The 22060-nt window shown below is 61.2% G+C and carries 21 protein-coding genes; 19 read left to right on the top strand and 2 right to left on the bottom strand.

Features of this window, described 5'->3' with window-relative positions:
* Positions 1-70 precede the first annotated feature (70 nt).
* The gene (locus GYK42_RS21790) at positions 71-1060 is read right to left on the bottom strand and encodes a malate dehydrogenase (RefSeq protein ID WP_034752084.1); all 990 of its coding nucleotides are present in this window, start codon (positions 1058-1060) and stop codon (positions 71-73) included.
* A 305-nt stretch (positions 1061-1365) separates the two neighbouring features.
* Between GYK42_RS21790 and GYK42_RS21785 the strand changes: the two genes are divergently transcribed.
* The 9 genes from GYK42_RS21785 (at position 1366) to GYK42_RS21745 (ending at position 8872) form a co-directional block, all read left to right on the top strand.
* Entirely contained in the window at positions 1366-2253 is an 888-nt protein-coding gene (locus tag GYK42_RS21785; RefSeq protein ID WP_166449169.1) for a GntR family transcriptional regulator, read from the top strand.
* A 306-nt stretch (positions 2254-2559) separates the two neighbouring features.
* On the top strand, positions 2560-2982 hold the full coding sequence (sdhC, locus tag GYK42_RS21780; RefSeq protein WP_046685732.1) for a succinate dehydrogenase, cytochrome b556 subunit: 423 nt from the start codon (positions 2560-2562) through the stop codon (positions 2980-2982).
* Complete coding sequence (gene sdhD / locus GYK42_RS21775; RefSeq protein ID WP_046685731.1) at positions 2982-3347, top strand: succinate dehydrogenase, hydrophobic membrane anchor protein; 366 nt, start codon at positions 2982-2984, stop codon at positions 3345-3347. The genes sdhC and sdhD overlap by 1 nt, the downstream gene beginning before the upstream one ends.
* 2 nt (positions 3348-3349) lie before the next feature.
* On the top strand, positions 3350-5131 hold the full coding sequence (sdhA, locus tag GYK42_RS21770; RefSeq protein WP_046685730.1) for a succinate dehydrogenase flavoprotein subunit: 1782 nt from the start codon (positions 3350-3352) through the stop codon (positions 5129-5131).
* Positions 5132-5140: 9 nt separating this feature from the next.
* Positions 5141-5851: a succinate dehydrogenase iron-sulfur subunit gene (locus GYK42_RS21765; RefSeq protein ID WP_046685729.1), complete on the top strand. Its 711-nt coding sequence runs from the start codon at positions 5141-5143 to the stop codon at positions 5849-5851.
* A gap of 117 nt (positions 5852-5968) precedes the next feature.
* The gene (locus tag GYK42_RS21760) at positions 5969-6250 is read left to right on the top strand and encodes a succinate dehydrogenase assembly factor 2 (RefSeq protein ID WP_034752073.1); all 282 of its coding nucleotides are present in this window, start codon (positions 5969-5971) and stop codon (positions 6248-6250) included.
* 121 nt (positions 6251-6371) lie between these two features.
* Positions 6372-7673, top strand: coding sequence for a citrate synthase (gene gltA / locus GYK42_RS21755; protein WP_034752071.1), 1302 nt, complete (start codon positions 6372-6374; stop codon positions 7671-7673).
* A gap of 99 nt (positions 7674-7772) precedes the next feature.
* Positions 7773-8114, top strand: a complete 342-nt coding sequence (locus tag GYK42_RS21750) for a winged helix-turn-helix transcriptional regulator (protein WP_166449168.1) — start codon at positions 7773-7775, stop codon at positions 8112-8114.
* Positions 8115-8329: 215 nt separating this feature from the next.
* Positions 8330-8872, top strand: coding sequence for an NAD(P)H-dependent oxidoreductase (locus GYK42_RS21745; protein WP_166449167.1), 543 nt, complete (start codon positions 8330-8332; stop codon positions 8870-8872).
* A 17-nt stretch (positions 8873-8889) separates the two neighbouring features.
* Here GYK42_RS21745 and GYK42_RS21740 read toward each other — a convergent pair whose 3' ends face one another.
* Positions 8890-9345 carry a hypothetical protein gene (locus GYK42_RS21740; protein ID WP_166449166.1) on the bottom strand — a complete coding sequence of 152 codons (456 nt, stop codon included), beginning with the start codon at positions 9343-9345 and terminating at the stop codon, positions 8890-8892.
* 115 nt (positions 9346-9460) lie between these two features.
* Here GYK42_RS21740 and GYK42_RS21735 point away from each other — a divergent pair, with 115 nt between their 5' ends.
* The 10 genes from GYK42_RS21735 (at position 9461) to GYK42_RS21690 (ending at position 22043) form a co-directional block, all read left to right on the top strand.
* On the top strand, positions 9461-10435 hold the full coding sequence (locus GYK42_RS21735) for a LysR family transcriptional regulator (RefSeq protein ID WP_166449165.1): 975 nt from the start codon (positions 9461-9463) through the stop codon (positions 10433-10435).
* Between the two features lie 257 nt (positions 10436-10692).
* The gene (locus GYK42_RS21730) at positions 10693-13545 is read left to right on the top strand and encodes a 2-oxoglutarate dehydrogenase E1 component (protein ID WP_046685725.1); all 2853 of its coding nucleotides are present in this window, start codon (positions 10693-10695) and stop codon (positions 13543-13545) included.
* A gap of 116 nt (positions 13546-13661) precedes the next feature.
* On the top strand, positions 13662-14918 hold the full coding sequence (odhB, locus tag GYK42_RS21725; protein WP_046685724.1) for a 2-oxoglutarate dehydrogenase complex dihydrolipoyllysine-residue succinyltransferase: 1257 nt from the start codon (positions 13662-13664) through the stop codon (positions 14916-14918).
* 94 nt (positions 14919-15012) lie between these two features.
* Positions 15013-15402, top strand: a complete 390-nt coding sequence (locus tag GYK42_RS21720; protein ID WP_166449164.1) for a PspC domain-containing protein — start codon at positions 15013-15015, stop codon at positions 15400-15402.
* On the top strand, positions 15392-16822 hold the full coding sequence (lpdA, locus tag GYK42_RS21715) for a dihydrolipoyl dehydrogenase (protein ID WP_166449163.1): 1431 nt from the start codon (positions 15392-15394) through the stop codon (positions 16820-16822). The genes GYK42_RS21720 and lpdA overlap by 11 nt, the downstream gene beginning before the upstream one ends.
* Before the next feature lie 70 nt (positions 16823-16892).
* On the top strand, positions 16893-17990 hold the full coding sequence (zapE, locus tag GYK42_RS21710) for a cell division protein ZapE (protein ID WP_034752052.1): 1098 nt from the start codon (positions 16893-16895) through the stop codon (positions 17988-17990).
* A gap of 17 nt (positions 17991-18007) precedes the next feature.
* Positions 18008-18730 (top strand): hypothetical protein, encoded by a 723-nt coding sequence (locus GYK42_RS21705; protein ID WP_166449162.1) that lies wholly within the window; start codon positions 18008-18010, stop codon positions 18728-18730.
* 137 nt (positions 18731-18867) lie between these two features.
* Positions 18868-19068, top strand: coding sequence for a YdcH family protein (locus GYK42_RS21700; RefSeq protein WP_166449161.1), 201 nt, complete (start codon positions 18868-18870; stop codon positions 19066-19068).
* A 43-nt stretch (positions 19069-19111) separates the two neighbouring features.
* Entirely contained in the window at positions 19112-21166 is a 2055-nt protein-coding gene (locus GYK42_RS21695) for an ATP-dependent DNA helicase (protein WP_431190181.1), read from the top strand.
* Positions 21167-21437: 271 nt separating this feature from the next.
* A complete protein-coding gene (locus GYK42_RS21690; RefSeq protein ID WP_034752049.1) occupies positions 21438-22043 on the top strand; it encodes a toll/interleukin-1 receptor domain-containing protein in 606 nt (201 codons plus the stop codon).
* The last annotated feature ends 17 nt before the right edge of the window (positions 22044-22060 follow it).

The following is a 22060-nucleotide window of genomic DNA, read 5'->3' as shown; positions in this document are numbered from 1 at the left end:
AGCCGCGCCGCGAATCTCGCGGAGCGGCCTTCTTGGCGGGCGGCGCATTGCCGCGCCGCCAACACTGGACTTAGGCCAGCAGGTGTTTCACGCCTTCGCGCTCTTCGGTCAGTTCTTTCAGGGTCAGGTTGATGCGCTCTTGAGAGAATGCATCGATTTCCAGACCTTGAACGATGGTGTACTCACCGTTGTCGGTGGTGACCGGGAAGCCGAACACGGTGCCTTCAGGGATGCCATACGAGCCATCCGAAGGAACGCCCATGGTGGTCCACTTGCCGGCGGTGCCCAGCATCCAGTCATGGATGTGGTCGATGGCGGCGTTCGCTGCCGACGCTGCCGACGACAGGCCGCGCGCTTCGATGATGGCCGCGCCGCGCTTGCCGACGGTAGGCAGGAACACGTTGGCGTTCCATTCCTGGTCGTTGATCAGGTCCTTGACAGCCTTGCCGTTCACGGTGGCGAAGCGGTAGTCCGCGTACATCGTTGGCGAGTGGTTGCCCCACACGGTCAGCTTCTCGATGTCTTTCACGGCGGTGCCGGTCTTGGCAGCGACTTGCGACAGCGCGCGGTTGTGGTCCAGGCGCAGCATGGCGGTGAAGTTTTTCGCTGGCAGCGATGGCGCCGATTTCATGGCGATGTAGGCGTTGGTGTTGGCAGGGTTGCCGACCACCAGCACTTTGACATTGCGCGAAGCGACGGCGTCGAGCGCCTTGCCTTGCACCGTGAAGATCTGGGCGTTCGCTTCCAGCAGGTCCTTGCGTTCCATGCCTGGGCCGCGTGGACGCGCGCCAACCAGTACGGCCACATCGACATCCTTGAATGCGGTCAGCGGATCGGAGTGGGCGGTCATTTCCGTCAGCAGCGGGAAGGCGCAGTCGTCGATTTCCATCATCACGCCCTTGAGCGCCTTCTGGGCTTTTTCGTCCGGGATTTCAAGCAGTTGCAAGATGACAGGCTGGTCTTTGCCGAGCATGTCGCCATTGGCGATGCGGAACAACAGGGCGTAGCCGATCTGGCCGGCGGCGCCGGTCACTGCAACACGCATTGGGGTTTTAGCCATGATGAATCTCCAAAAATGGGAAAGAAAACGGGCTTGAAGCTGGGCTTACGCTTATCCGGAAAAACTATAATGATACCAAAACCGGCCCGCGCCACCGAATTGCTGGTGTACGCTGCCGTCACGCTTGTGCTGCATGAGGCCAGAGTGGCTGGCCGACAACATAAAACGCTGGCTCACAAGTTTTATCGAGGGCAGTTTAGGCCTCTGATCCCTATCTGTCAATCATATCTTATGTCTTATATAAGACAGATAACTGCGTGTGTTTTACTGGACGCGGGCAGTGATTTGTGTTGAAATGTCGGACTATGAATTCCGCCTCGTCCAATCTGACCAACAATGCCACTGCTGCAAGCGGGGCGGTCAGTCCGACCGCGGGCACCCCGGCCACGCCCGTCGCCGCGGCAGCCAGCACCGCCGCCGCCCCTGTCGCCGGCGCGAATGCCACTGCTGCCGTGACCGTGCCTGCCGCGACCGCATCGCCCACCTTCAGTCCCCTGTACCAGCAGATCAAGGCGCTCATCACGCAGAGCCTGCAATCGGGCGAATGGAAGCCGGGCGAACTGATTCCCAGCGAAGTCGAGCTGGCAGGGCGCTTCAAGGTCAGCCAGGGTACGGTGCGCAAGGCCATCGATGAACTGGCCGCCGAGAATCTCGTCATGCGCCGCCAGGGCAAGGGCACCTTCGTTTCCACCCACCATGAGGCGCGCGCGCATTTCCGCTTCCTGCGCCTGGTGCCGGACGAAGGCGTGCCGCATTATCCCGAAAGCAAATTTATCGAAGTCAAGCGCGTGCGCGCGCCGGCCGACGTGGCGCGCCTGATGGATCTGAAGTCCGGCGATGCCGTCATCTTCATCAAGCGCGTGCAGTATTTCGACGGCGTGCCGACCATCGTCGAGGAGCTGTGGCTGCCCGGCCTGATCTTCAAAGGCCTGACGGCCGAGCGCCTGGTGGAGTACAAGGGTCCCATGTACGGCCTGTTCGAAACGGAATTTGGCACGCGCATGATACGCGCGTCCGAGCAGATCCGCGCCGTGTGCGCCGACGCGGGCGCCGCGCAACTGTTGAATATCGATCTCGGCACGCCCTTGCTCAGTTCCGAGCGCGTGTCGTTTACCTACGGCGACAAGCCGGTCGAACTGCGCCGGGGCTTGTACCTGACCAGTCGCCATCATTATCAGAATGAACTCAGCTGAAGCGGCGGGGCGCCTGCGGGCGCCCGAACAAGCAGCAAGGCTGAAGTGCATCGCTTGCAAGATGCCTGCCGCAAGGCGGGCAACGGAGACAACGGAAAGCGCAGCGACAGCATGGCCCGCCCCGGCGGGCCGTGTTTTGCCGGCGATTCTGTAATTAAATTACGTGAACTACGGAAAGTAGCGCGGTATTTTGTAGTAAAAAACCATTTTGGTTATATGTAACAATAGATATTGGTATCGGTTGCGAAAATCGGCGAAAATCGCGGCTTCAATATTTAGTTGAAATTCAAAGGGGAGGTTTTTGTTATGTCTGAAGCCGTAAGAGAAGTACCAAAAAAAGAACGGCCGCAATTCCGTAACATCCATGTTACCGAATTGTCGAACTACCGCATGGCGATCGGCGCCATCGTCTCGATCCTGCATCGCATCAGCGGCATCATCATTTTCGCCCTGCTGCCGGGCATCCTGTACATGCTGGAACTGAGTCTGCGTTCCGAAATGTCCTACGCCTACTTCCAGGGCATCGCCTCGCACTGGTTCGTCAAGCTGATCACCCTGGGTCTGGTCTGGGCCTTCCTGCACCACTTCTGCGCCGGTATTCGCCACCTGTTCATGGACGTGCACGTCGCCGCCGAGAAAGAACCTGCGCGCAATACGGCCAAGTTCGTTCTGGTGATCAGTCTGGTACTGACCGCTCTGGTCGCTTTGAAACTGTTTGGAGTATTTTAATGGCAAACAATAACATCGGACCGAAACGCCTCGTTGTCGGCGCCCATTACGGCCTGCGCGACTGGCTGGCGCAACGCGTCACCGCCCTCGTCATGGTGGCCTACGTCGCCATCCTGCTGATCGCCTTCCTGACCGGCAGCAACTTCAGCTATGAAGGCTGGGCAGGTCTGTTCGCACAGCAATGGTTCAAATTAATCAGCCTGGTGACGTTTGTTGCCTTGTTCTACCACGCATGGGTCGGCGTACGCAATATCTGGATGGACTACGTGAAAAGCGTTGGCCTCCGCCTGACCCTGCAAATTGCCACCATGCTGTGGTTGATCGCTTGTGCCGGCTGGACGGTACAGATACTCTGGAGTGTGTAATCGTGGCAGCATATAAATCTGCAATTCCTACCCGCCGCTTTGATGCGGTCATCGTTGGCGCCGGCGGTTCCGGCATGCGCGCGTCGTTGCAGCTGGCTGAAGCCGGCCTGAACGTCGCAGTGCTCTCGAAAGTTTTTCCGACCCGCTCGCACACCGTGGCGGCGCAGGGTGGTATCGGCGCGTCGCTCGGCAACATGGCCGAAGACAACTGGTTCTGGCACATGTTCGACACCGTCAAGGGTGGCGACTATCTGGGCGACCAGGATGCCATCGAATTCATGTGCCGCGAAGCACCGAAGGTCGTGTACGAACTGGAACACTTCGGCATGCCATTCGACCGCAACCCTGACGGCACCATCTATCAGCGTCCTTTCGGCGGCCACACGGCCCACTTCGGCGAAAAGCCGGTGCAGCGCGCTTGCGCGGCAGCCGACCGTACCGGTCACGCCCTGTTGCATACCCTGTACCAGCGCAACGTGCGCGCCCGTACGCATTTCTTCGTTGAATGGATGGCGCTCGACCTGATCCGTGACGCCGAAGGCGACGTGATCGGTGTCGTCGCACTGGAAATGGAAACCGGCGAATGCATGATCCTGGAAGCAAAAACGACGGTCATGGCAACGGGCGGCGCAGGCCGTATCTTCGCCGCGTCGACGAATGCGTTCATTAACACGGGCGACGGCATGGGCATGGCGGCACGCGCCGGCCTGCCGCTGCAGGACATGGAATTCTGGCAGTTCCACCCGACCGGCGTGGCCGGCGCGGGCGTATTGATCACCGAAGGCGTGCGCGGCGAAGGCGGCATCCTGATCAATAGCGAAGGCGAACGCTTCATGGAGCGCTATGCGCCTACCCTGAAGGATCTGGCGCCGCGCGACTTCGTCTCGCGTTCGATGGACCAGGAAATCAAGGAAGGCCGCGGCTGCGGTCCGAACAAGGACCACGTGATGCTGGACCTGCGCCATATCGGCGCCGACACCATCGCCAAGCGCCTGCCGTCGATCCTGGAAATTGGCCACAAGTTCGCCAACGTCGACGCCACCAAGGAACCGATTCCTGTCGTGCCGACGATTCACTACCAGATGGGCGGCATCCCGACGAACATCCACGGCCAGGTCGTCACCCCGACCGGCCCGGATAATTCGGCCAAGGTTGTCAACGGCCTGTACGCGATCGGCGAATGCGCTTGCGTTTCCGTGCACGGCGCCAACCGCCTGGGCACGAACTCGCTGCTCGACCTGGTGGTCTTCGGCCGCGCGGCCGGTAACCACATCGTCAACAGCGGTCTGAAAGCCAAGGAAAACAAGCCTTTGCCAGCTGACGCAGCCGACTTTGCCATGGGCCGCTTGCAGCGCCTGGAAAACTCGACCGGCACGGAAACCGTGCAGGGCGTGGCGAACGATATCCGCGCCACCATGCAGAAGTACTGTGGCGTGTTCCGTACCGACGAAATGCTGAACAAGGGCGTCGAAGAAATCATGAAGCTCGACGAGCGCCGCAAGCACGTCTCGTTCAAGGATAAATCGATGGTCTTCAATACGGCCCGCGTGGAAGCGCTGGAGCTGGACAACCTGATCGAAACGGCAAAGGCGACCATCGTCTCGGCAGCGGCCCGCAAGGAATCGCGCGGCGCCCACGCCCAGGACGACCACCCGACCCGCGACGACGACAACTGGATGAAGCACACGCTGTGGTATTCGGAAGGCAACCGACTGGAATACAAGCCAGTCGTGACCAAGCCTTTGACGGTTGATACCTTCAAACCGAAACCACGTACTTTCTAAGGCTATACCATGGCACGCACTCTCAAATTCAAAATCTACCGCTACGATCCTGACCAGGATGCCAAGCCTTACATGCAAGACCTGACGGTCGAGCTGAAAGACACCGACAAGATGCTGCTCGACGCACTGCAGCGCATCAAGTCGGACGTCGATGACTCGCTGGCCCTGCGCCGCTCGTGCCGCGAAGGCGTGTGCGGTTCGGACGCGATGAACATCAACGGCAAGAACGGCCTGGCATGCACCACCAACCTGAACGAACTGACCGAGCCTATCGTGCTGCGTCCGTTGCCAGGCTTGCCGGTCATCCGTGACCTGATCGTCGACATGACGCAATTTTTCAAGCAGTACGATTCGATCAAGCCTTTCCTGATCAATGATTCGATCCCGCCTGAAAAAGAACGCCTGCAGTCGCCGGAACAGCGCGAAGAACTCGATGGCCTGTACGAGTGCATCCTGTGCGCATGCTGCTCCACGTCGTGCCCGTCGTTCTGGTGGAATCCGGACAAATTCGTCGGCCCGGCTGGCCTGCTGCAAGCCTACCGCTTCATCGCCGATTCGCGCGACGAAGCCACGGGCGCGCGTCTGGACAACCTGGAAGACCCGTACCGTCTGTTCCGCTGCCATTCGATCATGAACTGCGTCGACGTCTGCCCGAAAGGGTTGAATCCGAACAAGGCGATCGGCAAGATCAAGGAATTGATGGTCCGCCGCGCGATCTGATCCCCCTGATCGCATCCGCCGGGCGCCGTTTGCGGGAAGAGGGTATCCTCTCTTGCCTGCAGGCGGCGCCTGCAAAGCAGCAGCGTGCCGCAAGGCACACGTAAAGTGGTAAACCAAATGACAGAATCAATTTTGTCCTCGCATCAGGCCGACCCGGCCAACCGCGCCCGCCTGCGCTGGCGTTCACGCCGTGGCCTGCTGGAAAACGATATTATCCTGACCCGTTTTCTCGATGCGTATGAAACCGAATTGACCGATGAAGAAGTTGACGCGCTGACGCGTTTGCTGGATTTATCGGACAATGCGTTAATGGATCTGGTACTGGCCCGTAAAGAGCCGGAAGGCGAAGTCGATCTGCCGCATGTGCGCGCACTGCTGCAACGACTGCGCATTGCCTAGACGCCTGGGCGATATATTGCAAACGGTGCGAGTGGCGCGCTGTAGCACTGCCGAGTGCGGTGCGAATTGCAGCCAGAATTTTTGATTTTAATTTCGACTCACTCCCGAGAAGGAAGAGCCCATGAATATCTCTGACACAAAAGCTACCCTGTCGTTCTCCGATGGCAGCCCATCGCTTGAATTTCCAATCTACAAAGGCACGGTTGGCCCGGACGTCATCGACATCCGCAAACTGTACGCCGGTAGCGGCAAGTTCACCTACGACCCAGGCTTTATGTCGACGGCCGCCTGCAACTCGTCGATCACCTATATCGACGGCGACAAGGGCGAGCTGCTGTACCGTGGTTACCCGATCGAACAGTTGGCCGTCAACGCCGACTTCATGGAATCGTGCTACTTGCTGCTGAACGGCGAACTGCCGAACGCGGCGCAAAAAGCCAAGTTCGTCGACACCGTCACCAAGCACACGATGGTGCACGAACAGATGCAATTCTTCTTCCGTGGCTTCCGCCGCGACGCGCATCCGATGTCGGTCCTGGTGGGCACCGTCGGCGCGCTGGCATCGTTCTACCATGACTCGCTGGACATCAACGACCCGCGTCACCGCGAAGTGTCGGCCATCCGCCTGATCGCCAAGATGCCAACCCTGGTCGCCATGACCTACAAGTACTCGGTCGGCCAGCCGTTCGTGTATCCACGCAACGACCTGTCGTACAGCGCCAACTTCATGCACATGATGTTCGCCAACCCGTGCGAAGAGTACAAGGTCAACGACGTGCTGGTGCGCGCCCTGGATCGCATCCTGATCCTGCATGCGGACCACGAGCAAAACGCATCGACATCGACCGTCCGTCTGGCCGGTTCGTCGGGCGCCAACCCGTTCGCCTGTATCGCTGCCGGTATCGCCTGCCTGTGGGGCCCTGCCCACGGCGGCGCCAACGAAGCGGCACTGAACATGCTGAAAGAAATCGGCACCGTCGAGAACATCCCTGCCTTCATCGCGCAAGTCAAGGACAAGAACTCCGGCGTCAAGCTGATGGGCTTTGGCCACCGCGTGTACAAGAACTTCGATCCACGCGCCAAGCTGATGCGTGAAACCTGCTACGAAGTGCTGCAAGAACTGGGTCTGCAGGACGACCCGCTGTTCAAGCTGGCGATGGAACTGGAAAAGATTGCACTGAACGACGAGTACTTCGTGTCGCGCAAACTGTACCCGAACGTCGACTTCTACTCGGGCATCGTGCAATCGGCGCTGGGCATCCCCGTGTCGCTGTTCACCGGTATCTTCGCTATGGCCCGTACGATCGGCTGGATCGCCCAGTGGAACGAAATGATCGCCGACCCAGAGCAAAAAATCGGCCGTCCGCGCCAGCTGTTCGTCGGTTCGACCACGCGTGAAGTACTGCCACTGGACAAGCGTTAATCCAGAGCGGTATCGAGCAAACAAAAAAACGGGCTTCGGCCCGTTTTTTTATGCCGGGCTGTTATGCTCGGACCCTGGATGAACAGGAAGCACAACGCGATGAATGAAGAAACCTGCACCCCCAGCGGCGTGGCCCTGGCCGATACGGCATTTGGCTATACCTTGTCGCTGATCGGCGGCAAATACAAGATGCTGATCCTGTACGCGCTGGCGGAAAACACCGTGCTGCGGCACAACGAACTCAAGCGCCATCTCGGCGGCATCGCCTTCAAGACCCTCAGCGTCGTGCTGAAGGAGCTGGAAGCGGACGCGCTGATCGTCCGCAAGGAATATCCGCAAGTGCCGCCCAAGGTGGAATATTCGCTCTCAAGCAAGGGCGCCTCGCTGATCCCCGTACTGCATACCTTGTGCGAGTGGGGCGAACAGCACCAGCCAGTCTGACCCGGATACGCATGGCAAGGCGCCATTCCACGGCCAAGTAACTTACTTTTTATACTGTATGAGCAGTAAATGTGCGTACTTGTATAAAATACTCAGTATGGCTATGCTGTTTTTGCCTCTGCGGGCGCAACCACGCGCCACGGGGCAGGGTACCGGCTTGCCTGCTTTTCTATGAGCACGGGGCCGGCGCATTGATCTCACTTCAGGAAAGCAGCATGATGAAAACCCTCGTTATCGTCTTCCATCCCTCCATCGACAGGTCGGTGGCCAACAAGCGCTGGCTGCAGGAGCTGGCGCAGTATCCCGACCGCTACACCATCCACAACGTGCACCAGGCTTATCCGGATGGACATATCGACGTGGCGCGCGAGCAGGCGCTGGTGGAGGCGCACGCCAATGTGGTCTTGCAGTTCCCCGTGTACTGGTTCAACTGCCCGCCCTTGCTCAAGCAATGGCTCGATGAGGTGCTGGCGTATGGCTGGGCCTATGGCACGGGCGGCGATGCCTTCAAAGGAAGAAAAGTGGCGCTGGCCGTGACGGCAGGCATCCGCCAGGAAGACTTCACGCCGGAAGGCAAGTGGAACGTCACCCTGGCGCAGCTGCTGGCGCCGTTCGATGTCACCCTGGCGTATATCGGCGCCGACAACCGCCGCTTCTTTGCCTTCTATGGCGCGGAAGACGGGCCGAAGGAAAAGGGCTATGCCGAGCGGCTGGCGCGCAGCGCGCAAGCGTATGAGCGTTTCCTGGCCGCGTTGTAGGGTAGGACGGAACGGCTTCAGTTCAACGCCGCTTCCAGGTGGCGCAGGGCGACATGCCGGCCCTCTAGTGGCAGGCTGTCGCCCTCAAAGGGTTGTGGCAGGACGATGCGGCGCGGCGCATTGTGCTTGAGGATGCCGCCCCAGTGGGCGACCCTGGCGCCGGCCTGGCTGCGGATCGCCTCGACCGTGGCGCCGCTGGCGAGGATGTCGGCGTGCGGAAAGGCTTGCTGCAGCACGCCCAGGCCGAAATAGGCTTGCGGTTCGGCCGCGCTGATATAGATGGTGGTCAGGCGCTTGCCGCTGGCGGCGATGGTATGCGCTAACTGCGCCGCGTCGCCGCGCAGAAACTGGGTGTTGACGAGGATGGCGTCGGCCACGCCGCTCAGCAGCAGTGAAGTGGACGGTGCGCGGCCCAGCACATCTAGGCGGAAGGTTTCCAGGGTGCGGGAGGGGCGGGCGGCGCGTGCAAACATATTATTCTTTCTGCATTGGATGCTCTCCCGCATATTATCCTTTCGACCAGGTGCGACAAATAGGGTAGATTGCAATACTTAGTTGCATGGATCGGATGAATCGAGGGAGTACCGCATGGACCGCATCACCGCAGCACAAGTATTCGTCGCCATCGCCGAGCGGGGCAGCATGGTGGCCGCCAGCGAGGCGCTCGACATGTCGCGCGCCATGGTGACGCGCTATCTGGCCGAGATGGAAGAGTGGGCGGAGGCACGGCTGTTGCATCGCACCACGCGCCGTCTGAGCCTGACGGATGCGGGCGAGACCACCTTGGCGCGCTGTCGCCAGATGCTGGAAGTGGCCGGCGCCATGGCCGTCACCTCGCCCGAGGGCCTCGATACGCCGCACGGTTTGCTGCGCATCACCTGCTCGCAATCGCTGGCGCAGACGGCGCTCGCTGGCGCAGTAACCGCTTACCTGCGGCGCTACCCGCGCGCCGCCGTCGACCTGCAGATGGAGAACCGCGCCGTCAACCTGGTGGAGCAGCGCATCGACCTGGCGATCCGTATCACCAACGCGCTCGAGCCGAACCTGATCGCGCGCCAGCTGGCCAGCTGCGCGTCGGTGGTGTGCGCCGCACCATCGTATCTGGCGGCGCACGGCACGCCGCGCCGGGCGCAAGACCTGGCCCTGCACAACTGCCTGACCTATACGTATTTCGGCAAGAGCCTGTGGCAATTCACGCATGACGGGGAAGCGCTCACTGTCCCCGTCAGCGGCCGCCTGTCGGCGAATGAGTCGCTGGTCCTGCTGGTGGCCACGGTGGCGGGGGCGGGCATCGCCATGCAGCCGCGCTTTTCGGCCGCGCCGCTGATCGCCAGCGGGCAATTGGTGGAGCTGCTGCCCGCGTACCAGCCGCAGGACATGGGCATCTATGGCGTCTACACCTCGCGCCAGCACATGTCGCCCCTGTTGCGCACCATGCTCGACTTCCTGGTGGAGTGGTTTGCCGGCGATCCCGAGTGGCTGGCCGCCATCGCGGCAGGGCCGTTGCCGGGCAGACCAGTTGGGCGCAAGCGGCACGCCGGCAGGGCCGCCGATGTGCCGTAAGCACAACAGTGACAGGCTTGCAAGCCCGGGAAAATCAACAACACAGCTTACATTTGCTTGCCAAATAAAATTCAACTAGCCGTTGTTGCGTTACAATACCGCGTGCTATTCTAAATGACGGTATGCAGAATGCTGGTGCAATAAAAAAGCCCTTCCCCACAACTTGATGTGCAATCCGCTAACCGGTCAGGCCGTGTCGCGGAAGGTTAGATTAACCCGCTAATTCCTCGCGAAGCGCGAAGAAAGGTGAGCAATATATGCAGCAATTAACGACCAACTCCTACCTGTTCGGTGGGAATGCTCCGTACGTGGAAGACCTGTACGAGGCGTATCTGAACAACCCAGGCTCGGTACCCGATAACTGGCGTTCCTACTTCGACGCAATGCAGCACGTGCCTGCCGTCGATGGCACCAACAAGCCTGACGTGGCGCATGCCTCCGTCGTCGCCTCGTTCGCCGAGCGCGCAAAAGCAGGTCCGATCCGCACAGTAACCGCTTCCTTCGATGCCGAAATGGGCCGCAAGCGCGTCGCCGCCACGCAATTGATCGCCGCTTACCGCTACCTCGGTTCGCACTGGGCCAATCTGGATCCGCTGCAACGCCAGGAACGTCCGATGATCCCTGAGCTCGAGCCGAGCTTCTACGGTTTCACCGACGCGGACATGGACACCGTGTTCAACATCAGCAATACCTATTTTGGCCCGGAGACCGCCACCCTGCGCGATCTGCTGAACTATCTGCGCGATACCTACACGCGTTCGATCGGCGCCGAATTCATGTACATCTCCGACCCGGCCGAAAAGCGCTGGCTGCAAGAGAAACTGGAATCGATCCGCTCCACCCCGAATTTCACCCCAGAGAAAAAAATCCACATCCTCGACCGCCTGACCGCGGCTGAAGGCCTGGAACGCTATCTGCACACCCGCTACGTGGGCCAGAAGCGCTTCTCCCTGGAAGGCGGCGAAACCTTCATCGCCTCGATGGATGAAACCATCCAGCGCGCCGGCGAAAAAGGCGTGCAGGAAATCGTCATCGGCATGGCCCACCGCGGCCGCCTGAACGTGCTGGTCAACACCCTGGGCAAGGCGCCACAGGAACTGTTCGAAGAATTCGAAGGCAAGCATGGCGACGACCTGCCTGCCGGCGACGTGAAGTACCATCAAGGCTTCTCGTCGGACATCTCCACCGCAGGCGGCCCGGTCCACCTGTCGCTGGCGTTCAACCCGTCGCACCTGGAAATCGTCAACCCTGTGGTCGAAGGTTCCGTCAAGGCCCGCATGGACCGCCGCGGCGACGCGCAGGGCGCGCAAGTGCTGCCTATCCTGGTGCACGGCGATGCCGCTTTCGCCGGCCAGGGCGTGGTCATGGAAACGCTGAATCTGGCGCAAACCCGTGGCTACCATACCGGCGGCACGGTGCATATCGTGATCAACAACCAGATCGGTTTCACCACCTCGGATCCGCGCGATGCCCGCTCGACCCTGTACTGCTCGGACGTCGTCAAGATGATCGAAGCACCGGTCCTGCACATCAACGCCGATGATCCGGAAGCCGTGGTGCTGGCGACGCAGATCGCGCTCGACTACCGCATGGAATTCAAGAAGGACATCGTCCTCGACATCATCTGCTACCGCAAGCTTGGCCACAACGAGCAAGATACGCCGGCACTGACGCAGCCACTGATGTACAAGAAGATCGGCCAGCATCCAGGCACCCGCAAGCTGTACGCGGACAAGCTGGTAGCGCAAGGCGTGATCCCTGCCGATGGCGGCGACAAGATGGTGGCCGCATTCCGCGACGCCATGGACGCCGGCAAGCACACCGTCGATCCAGTCATCTCGAACTTCAAGAACAAGTACGCCGTCGACTGGCTGCCGTTCCTGAACAAGAAATGGACCGATTCGGCCGACACCGCCGTGCCGATGACGGAACTGAAACGCCTGGCCACCCGCATCACCACCGTGCCGGAAGACTTCAAGGTCCACTCGCTGGTTGAAAAAGTACTGGGCGACCGCGCCACCATGGGCCGTGGCGAAATGAACCTGGACTGGGGCATGGGCGAACACCTGGCCTACGCATCGCTGGTATCGTCCGGCTACGCCATCCGCCTGACGGGCCAGGACGCCGGCCGCGGCACCTTCGTGCACCGCCACGCCGTGCTGCATGACCAGAACCGCGAGCGTTGGGATGCGGGTACCTACATTCCGCTGCAAAACGTGTCGGACAACCAGGCGCCGTTCACCGTCATCGACTCGGTGCTGTCCGAAGAAGCCGTACTGGCCTTCGAATACGGCTACTCGACCGCTGAACCGAACACGCTGACGATCTGGGAAGCCCAGTTCGGCGACTTCGCCAACGGCGCGCAAGTGGTGATCGACCAATTCATCAGCTCCGGCGAAGTGAAATGGGGCCGCGCTTCGGGCCTGGTCATGATGCTGCCGCACGGTTACGAAGGCCAGGGTCCTGAGCACTCGTCGGCCCGTCCGGAGCGTTTCCTGCAGCTGTGCGCGGACAACAACATGCAAGTGGTGCAGCCGACGACGGCTTCGCAGATCTTCCATTTGCTGCGCCGCCAGATGGTGCGCCAGTTCCGCAAGCCGCTGGTCATCCTGACGCCGAAGTCGCTGTTGCGCAACAAGGACGCCGGTTCGCCGCTGACCGACCTGGCCAAGGGCGGTTTCCAGACCGTCATCGGCGAAGTCGACGACAAAATCGACGCCAAGAAAGTCAAGCGCGTGGTCGCCTGCTCGGGCAAGGTCTATTACGACCTGGTCAACGCACGCAAGACCCGCGGCCAGACCGACACGGCCATCGTGCGCCTGGAACAGCTGTATCCGTTCCCGCACAAGTCGTTCGCTGCCGAACTGAAGAAGTTCCCGAACCTGGTCGAAGTGGTCTGGGCGCAGGACGAGCCGCAAAACCAGGGCGCCTGGTTCCAGATCCAGCACAACATCTTCGAAGGCCTGGAATCGGGTCAACGTCTGGCCTACGCCGGCCGTCCTGCTTCGGCGTCGCCTGCTGTCGGTTACTATGACAAGCACTACGCCCAGCAAAAAGATCTGCTGGAAACGGCATTCTCGAAGCTGAAGGGTTTTATCCTGACCAAGTAAGTGGCAGGATAAGGGGCGCCATGCGTTGCCTGGCGCCTGCTTGCATACATCATGACGGAGCGCCGCCCTTGCTACGCAGGGGCGGCGCCGCAATAACAAAATAAACGGAGTTTTACATGGCACAAATCGAAGTCAAAGTTCCCCAGTTGTCGGAATCGGTTGCAGAAGCGACCCTGCTGGCATGGCACAAGAAAGTCGGCGAACCAGTCGCGCGCGACGAAAACATGATCGATATCGAAACCGATAAAGTGGTGCTGGAACTGCCGGCGCCTGCCGCTGGCGTGATCGTGCAGATCATCAAGGCTGACGGCGCTACCGTCGTCGCCGGCGAAGTCATCGCCATCATCGACACCGACGGCTCGGCCAAGGTCAGCCCGATGGAAGTGTCGGCCGTGCCTGCGCCAGCCCTGGCTGCCGCCGCGCAAGATACCGCTAGCGCTTCGGCGCCAGCCGCTGCGACCAAAGGCGATGTCGCCATGCCTGCCGCTGCCAAGATCCTGTCCGAAAAAGGCCTGTCCGCTGGCGACGTCGCCGGTTCGGGCAAAGACGGCCGCGTGACCAAGGGCGACGCCCTGGCCGCTTCCGCCAAGCCAGCTGTCGCGCCGCTGGCGCCAGCCGCTGCCAAGCCAGCGCTGCAGCAAGTTGCCACGCCGTCGGCCGCCAACCTGGGCGACCGCCCTGAAGAGCGCGTGCCGATGAGCCGCCTGCGCGCACGTATCGCCGAGCGCCTGCTGCAATCGCAATCGACGAACGCCATCCTGACCACGTTCAATGAAGTGAACATGCAGCCGGTCATCGACCTGCGCAACAAGTACAAGGACAAGTTCGAGAAAGAGCACGGCGTCAAGCTGGGCTTCATGTCCTTCTTCGTCAAGGCCGCCGTCGCCGCCCTGAAAAAGTACCCGATCATCAATGCTTCCGTTGACGGCAACGACATCGTCTACCACGGCTACTTCGACATCGGCATCGCTGTCGGTTCGCCGCGCGGCCTGGTCGTGCCTATCATCCGCAACGCGGACCAGCTGTCGATCGCCGACATCGAGAAAAAAATCGGTGAATTCGGCGCGAAAGCCAAGGAAGGCAAGCTGACCTTGGACGACCTGACGGGCGGCACGTTCTCGATCTCGAACGGCGGCACCTTCGGCTCCATGCTGTCGACCCCGATCATCAACCCGCCACAATCGGCCATCCTGGGCGTGCATGCGACCAAAGACCGCGCTGTCGTCGAAAACGGCCAGATCGTGGTGCGTCCGATGAACTACCTGGCCATGTCCTACGACCACCGCATCATCGACGGCCGCGAAGCCGTCCTGGGCCTGGTGGCGATGAAAGAAGCGCTGGAAGATCCTGCACGCCTGCTGCTGGACCTGTAAGCACTGTAGTCCCCCGGCGTAGCCGCCGGGGCAATGTAGCTGATACCCCTTGCCAGAAGACGCAGCTGGCTGATCTCAATGAAAGAGGATTCCTATGAACATCTCTGAAGAAATCAAGCGTCTGCACGAGTTGCACCTGGCGGGCGCCCTGAGCGATGCGGAATTTGCGCAAGCGAAAGCCAAGCTCCTGAGCAATATCAACCTGGACAAGCCGGACAGCACGTCCGGCGCCGGCGCCGATGCGGCTGCCGGTCCGGCGAACGACCTGGTGCAGGAATTCAACCGCCTGCGCCGTTCGCGCAACGACCGCTGGATTGGCGGCGTCTGCGGCGGCCTGGGCCGCGCTTCCGGCATGGAAGCGTGGATCTGGCGCCTCGTCTTCGTCCTGTTTACATTGACCTTCGGCTTCGGCGTGGTGATTTACCTTCTATTGTGGATTTTCGTACCAGACGAAGAGATTGGAATAACAAAACATGAGTACTAAACAATTTGACGTAGTTGTCATCGGTGCGGGCCCTGGCGGCTACATCGCCGCCATCCGCGCAGCGCAGCTGGGCTTTTCCGTCGCTTGCGTCGACGAGTGGTCGAACGCCAAGGGCGGCGCCGCTCCTGGCGGTACCTGCACCAACGTCGGCTGCATTCCGTCGAAAGCGCTGCTGCAATCGTCCGAGCACTTCGAACACGCGGGCCACAGCTTCGCCGAGCACGGCATCGACGTCGCCGGCCTGAAGCTGAACCTGGGCCAGATGCTCAAGCGCAAAGACACCGTCGTCAAGCAAAACAACGACGGCATCCTGTACCTGTTCAAGAAGAACAAGATCGCCTTCTTCCACGGCCGCGCCGCTTTCGCTGTCGCCGCCGCTGGCATGTATGACATCAGCGTGACGGGCGAAGCCAACGAAACCCTGACGGCCAAGCACGTGGTCATCGCCACGGGTTCGAACGCGCGCGAATTGCCGGGCGCACCATTCGACGAGAAACTGATCCTGTCAAACACGGGCGCACTGGCCATCGACGCCGTACCAGCCAAGCTGGGCGTCATCGGTGCCGGCGTGATCGGCCTGGAAATGGGCAGCGTATGGCGCCGCCTGGGTTCCGACGTCACCGTGCTGGAAGGCCTGCCGGTCTTCCTGGGCGCCGTCGATGAGCAGATCGCCAAGGAAGCGTCGAAGCTGTTCACCAAGCAAGGCTTGAAGATCAACCTCGGTTGCAAGATCGGTGCGATCACGCCAGGCAAGAAAGATGTCACCGTGGAATTCGTGGACGCCAAGGGCGAAGCGCAAAAAGCCGTGTTCGACAAGCTGATCATCTCGATCGGCCGCACGCCGAACACGAACGGCCTGGGCGCCGATAAAGTCGGCCTGCAGCTGGACGAACGCGGCTTCATCGCCGTCGATGGCGACTGCAAGACCAACCTGCCGAACGTCTGGGCAGTGGGCGACGTCGTGCGCGGCCCGATGCTGGCGCACAAGGCCGAAGAAGAAGGCGTTGCCGTGGCCGAGCGTATCGCCGGCCAGCATGGCCACACCAACTTCAACACGATTCCTTGGGTGATCTACACCTCGCCGGAAATCGCGTGGGTCGGCAAGACCGAGCAAACCCTGAAGGCGGAAGGCATCGCCTACAAGGCCGGCACCTTCCCGTTCATGGCCAACGGCCGTGCGCGCGCGCTGGGCGACACCTCGGGTATGGTGAAATTCCTGGCCGATGCGACGACCGATGAAATCCTCGGCGTGCACATCGTCGGCCCGATGGCGTCCGAACTGATTTCCGAAGCTGTCGTTGCGATGGAATTCAAGGCATCGGCCGAAGACATCGCGCGCATCTGCCACGCCCATCCGTCCCTGTCGGAAGCGACCAAGGAAGCGGCACTGGCGATTGACAAGCGCACGTTGAACTTTTAATTGTAGTTAGTCCTGCAGGGGCGCTCGCGGATTTTTTCCGCCGGCGCCCTTGTGCGTTAAAGCGAATCCCATGAACGTAGAAGAGTTTTACCAGCACGCGCTGCAGAAGCGTGATTTCAAGGCCGATGCCGCCCAACGGCGCGCGGTCGACCGCCTGCAGCTGTGCTATGACGAGTGGGTGGCCTACAAGGGCCAGCGCTCGAGCACCTTCAAGCGCCTGCTGAACCGTCCTGCCGTGCCGAAAGGCGTGTACATGTGGGGTGGGGTGGGGCGCGGCAAATCGTTCCTGATGGACAGTTTTTACTCGGTCGTGCCCCTGGTGCGCAAGACGCGATTGCACTTCCACGAATTCATGCGCGGCGTGCACCAGCAACTCGATGAATTGAAAGGCGTGGCCGACCCGCTCGACGAGGTGGCCAAGCGCATCGCCAAGAAATACCGCCTCATCTGTTTCGATGAATTCCACGTCTCCGACATCGCCGATGCGATGATCCTGTACAACCTGCTGTCGGCCCTGTTCGCCAATGGCGTGTCCTTCATCATGACGTCGAATTACGATCCGGACCTGCTGTATCCGGACGGCCTGCACCGCGACCGCATGCTGCCGACCATTGCCCTGCTCAAGGACAAGCTCGACGTGATGAACGTCGACGCCGGCGTCGATTACCGAGGCCGCGCGCTGGAGCAGGTGGAAAGCTACTACACGCCGCTGGGCGCGGAGACTGACAAGGCCTTGCGCGACGCCTACACGCGCATCGCCGAGACGGCCGACGAAGACGCGCGCATCCGCATCGAGAGCCGCGAAATCCATTGCCTGCGCCGCGCCGGCGGCATCATCTGGTTCGATTTCGCCACCCTGTGCGGCGGCCCCCGCTCGCAAAACGATTACCTGGAAATCGCCAGCCGCTTCCATACGGTGATATTGTCCGGCATACCGGCCATGTCGGCGGCGCAGTCGTCCGAGGCGCGCCGCTTCACGTGGCTGATCGACGTGTTTTACGACCAGAAGGTCAAGCTGATCATGTCGGCCGAAGTGCCGCCTGACGAGCTGTACACGAACGGCATGCTGGCCAACGAGTTTCACCGCACCGTTTCGCGTATCATCGAGATGCAATCGCGCGAATACATGGAAAAAGAACAGCGCGGCGCGGCCGACGCGATCGTTTGAGGCTAGGGATAATGGACATGATGGCAAATACACTATACAAGCTGGGTGCGGCGCTGGGCCTGGTCCTGGCGTTGTCCGCCTGCGCGCACCAGGGTGCGGCGGCATTGGATGAGGTCGGCGCGCCGCAGGTGCCCGCCACCCTGTCCGTGGAAGAAGCGGACGCCAAGCTGAAGCAGTCGGCCAGCGAGCGCGAGGCGGCGGAAAACGAGTTTGCCGCGCGCGAACTCGAGTGCTACGACAAGTTTTTCGTGAATAACTGCCTCGACAAGGCCAAGGAAAAGCGCCGCCTGATCCTCGTGCGCCTGCGCGCCGTCGACGCGGAAGCGAATTACTTCAAGCGGGCCGAGTCCGTGCGCCTGCGTGATATCGACCTGGCCAGGACGCAGGAAAGTGCGCGTCTCGACGCCGAGCAGCGGGCCGCGGCCGTGCCCAAGCCCGTGAAAGTGGTCACGCCCGAGCCGGCGCCGCTCAAGGCGCAAGGCAAGAGCCTTGCCGAGCGCGAGGCCGAGCAAGCGGCGAAGGTGGCGAAACAGGCCGCAGACGATGCCGCCGAAGCGCCGCGCCGCGCGGCCCGCGAAGCGCAATATGCGAAAAAACAGGCTGACGCCGTGGCGCGCCAGAAACGGGTGGCGCAACGCCTGGCCGAGCGCCAGGCCGAAGCGCAGGCCAAGGCTGCCAAGGCGGCGGCCGCCGCTGCCGGCACGCCGGCCGCTGCCGTGCCTGTGCCGCCGGCCAAATAACACTGCCGCGCAGGGGCACGCCGGAAATGGCGTGCCCTAAGACGCGCGGCAGGTTAAACTACGCACCATGGCTGCCTGCGTACGCTGCGCGCGCCGGTTTCCCAACACTGTTACCAACACTGCCTGGAACGCAACACATGAGCGATGTACAGCAAATAGAGCGGCGCCTGATTGAACTCAACGTGGAACACCGCGACCTCGATGCCGTCATCGAGTTGCTGATACTCGATGGCCACCATGACGAGCTGCAGCTGCGCCGCCTGAAAAAGCGCAAATTGCAATTGAAGGATCACATCACCTTGCTGAAAATGCAGTTGGTGCCCGACGTTCCCGCCTGAGGGGCGCCAGTAGCGTCCAGTCCAGCCTTCACCTAAGTATATTTTGACCGATCACAATTCATTGCCAGTAAACCCAGATGGCCAGCCGGCCGATCTGCAAGCCAGTCTGCCAGCCGAACCGCAGGCGGCGCCTGGCAAGCACGATGCCGACATTGAGCGCCTGTTTGGCGCCGGCGGCCCGCTCGGTCCGGCCGTGGGCAGCTACAAGCCGCGCCGTTCGCAAACGGAAATGGCGAAAGCCATCGCCAGCGCCATCGACAGCCAGACGACCCTGATCGCCGAGGCGGGCACGGGCACGGGCAAGACCTTCGCCTACCTGGTGCCGGCCCTGATGTGGGGCGGCAAGACCATTGTTTCCACCGGCACGAAGAACTTGCAGGATCAATTGTTCCTGCGCGATATCCCCACCGTGCGCGCCGCGCTGCAGGCGCCCGTTTCCGTCGCCTTGCTCAAGGGCCGTTCGAACTACGTCTGCCATTACCACTTGGAACGCACCTTGCAGAATGGCCGCATGACCTCGCGCGACGACGTGGGGCATTTGCGGGAAATCTCGCGCTTCATCAAGATGACCAGCTCGGGCGACAAGGCGGAGCTGGCCAAGGTGCCGGAAAACGCCATGATCTGGAATCTGGTGACATCCACACGCGACACCTGCATGGGCGCCGAATGCCAGTATTACCAGGATTGCTTTGTGATGAAGGCCCGCAAGGAAGCCCAGCAGGCCGACGTGGTGGTGGTCAACCATCACTTGTTCTTTGCCGACGTGGCCCTGAAGGACACCGGGGTGGCCGAATTGCTGCCATCGGCCAATACCATCATCTTCGATGAGGCGCACCAGCTTCCCGATACGGCGACCTTGTTCTTCGGTAACACGGTGTCGACCTCGCAAATCCTGGAACTGTGCCGCGACGTGCTGGCCGAGGGCCTCGCGCATGCGCGCGGCATCGACTGGGCCAAGACGGTCACGGTGGTGGAAAAGGCGGCGCGCGACCTGCGTCTGACGTTCCCGCAGGACATCGTGCGCCTGTCCTTGCCGCAGATCGCCCCGTCGAGCGACTTTTTCCCCGCGCTCGACACCCTCAAGGATGAGCTCGACGGCATGGTGGCCGTGCTGGAAACCCAGGCCGAACGGGCGGAAACGCTGGAACAGTGCCGGGTGCGCGGCGTCGAGCTGGCGCAGCAGCTGAGCGGCTGGAAGTTCGATCCGAAGGCGAAAGTGGCGGCCGGCGAAGAGGCCGTGTTCTGGGTGGAAGCGTTTTCCAGCTCCTTGCAGTTGCATAAAACGCCATTGTCAATCGCGCCGATCTTCAATAACCAGCGCGAAGGCACGCCGCGCAGCTGGATTTTCACGTCCGCCACCCTGGCCGTGAAAAATGACTTCAAGCATTTTTCCGAACAGATGGGCTTGACGGGCGAGCCGTCGCATACATGGCCGAGTCCGTTCGACTATGGTCAGCAGGGCTTGCTGTTCGTGCCGCAAAACCTGCCGCAACCGAACTCGCTGGGTTACACGGACGCGGTCATCGACTGCGCCTTGCCCATCATCGAAGCGGCGGGCGGGCGCACCTTCTTCCTGTGCACCACCTTGCGCGCCGTCAAGCGGGCGGCCGAGCGCCTGGCCGACGAATTCAAGCAGCGCGGCCTGAACTTTCCCCTGTTCGTGCAGGGGGAAAAGGGCCGCACGGAATTGCTCGACCAGTTCCGCGCGGCCGGCAATGGCGTGCTGATCGGTAGTCAGAGCTTCTGGGAAGGCGTCGACGTGCGCGGCGATGCCTTGTCCCTCGTCATCATCGACAAGCTGCCGTTCGCGCCGCCAGACGATCCCGTGCTGGCCGCACGCATCGAAGTGATGGAAAAGCAGGGCAAGAACGGTTTCATGCACCATTCGCTGCCGGAAGCCATCATCAACCTGAAGCAGGGCGCGGGCCGCCTGATCCGCGACGAAGGCGACCGGGGCGTACTGATGATCTGCGACCCCCGCCTCATTTCCAAGCCCTACGGCAAGCGCATCTGGCAAAGCCTGCCGCCGTTCAAGCGCACGCGCGATACCGCCGAAGTGGTGGAGTTCTTCCGCAACCTGCCCGCCAAGGGCGCTTAAATCCTGCTAGCCGGCGCCATCCGCGCGCCGGCGTATTTCCCTTTGTTATCAAGCGAGTAGCGGTTTTCCCGCAGCGCCCGCTTGCGCGCCTGGCATGCCATAAATCGGCGTGATCGCGCCATTTTCTGGCATTGTGACGCATGTCCAGGACGCCAGACACATCTTTGCGCCAGCGCAAATAGGGCTGTTGCTGAGCGGTCTACAGTGAGCGCATGCCTTGCAGGATCAAGGCGCGGCGATGGCAGGGCCGCACGGGGAACAGGGGGATGCCATGGAGATCCGCTACGGCTGTTTCTTGAGTTATGCACACGGCCAATATGCGTTCATGAACAAGTTCAAGAATGACCTGATCGAGGCGCTGGCGTGCTATCTGGAGCCGCACCTGGACCGCGAGGAGGTCCTGTTCATCGACAGCGAGCAACTGGGCGGCGGCGACGATATCGACCTGCGCGTGGCGCGCGCCATGTGCCAGAGCGTCTGCATGATCGTGCTGTACACGCCCAAATATGAAGCGCACGGCTATACGCGGCGCGAATTTGCCGCCATGCAGCTGATCGAGCAGGAGCGGCGCGCCTGGTATGAACTGCCCAGCCATTTGATCATCCCCATCATCATGACGCGCCATCCGGACGGCTTGCCGCCGCAAATCACGGAGTCGGGACTGTACGTCGATTTTTCCGGCTACACCCTGGCCAGCGGCGACCTGAAATCGAATCCGCAATACCTGCCCGACATCGAACGCATCGTGCAGCGCATCGCCACGCATTACCACTTGCTCAAGCGGTCAACACCGCCCGGCCACGATTGCAGCCGTTTCGTGTTGCCCGATATTCCACCGGAATGGCGCGCCATTCCGCCTCCACACTTTCCGCGTTAATCACGTAAAAGGTCCTG

Source organism: Janthinobacterium lividum, from assembly GCF_011601275.1.
In the GTDB taxonomy this organism is placed as follows: domain Bacteria; phylum Pseudomonadota; class Gammaproteobacteria; order Burkholderiales; family Burkholderiaceae_D; genus Janthinobacterium; species Janthinobacterium lividum_E.
The sequence above is the reverse complement of the archived record's forward strand: the minus strand, read 5'-3'. Positions and strand labels throughout refer to the sequence as shown.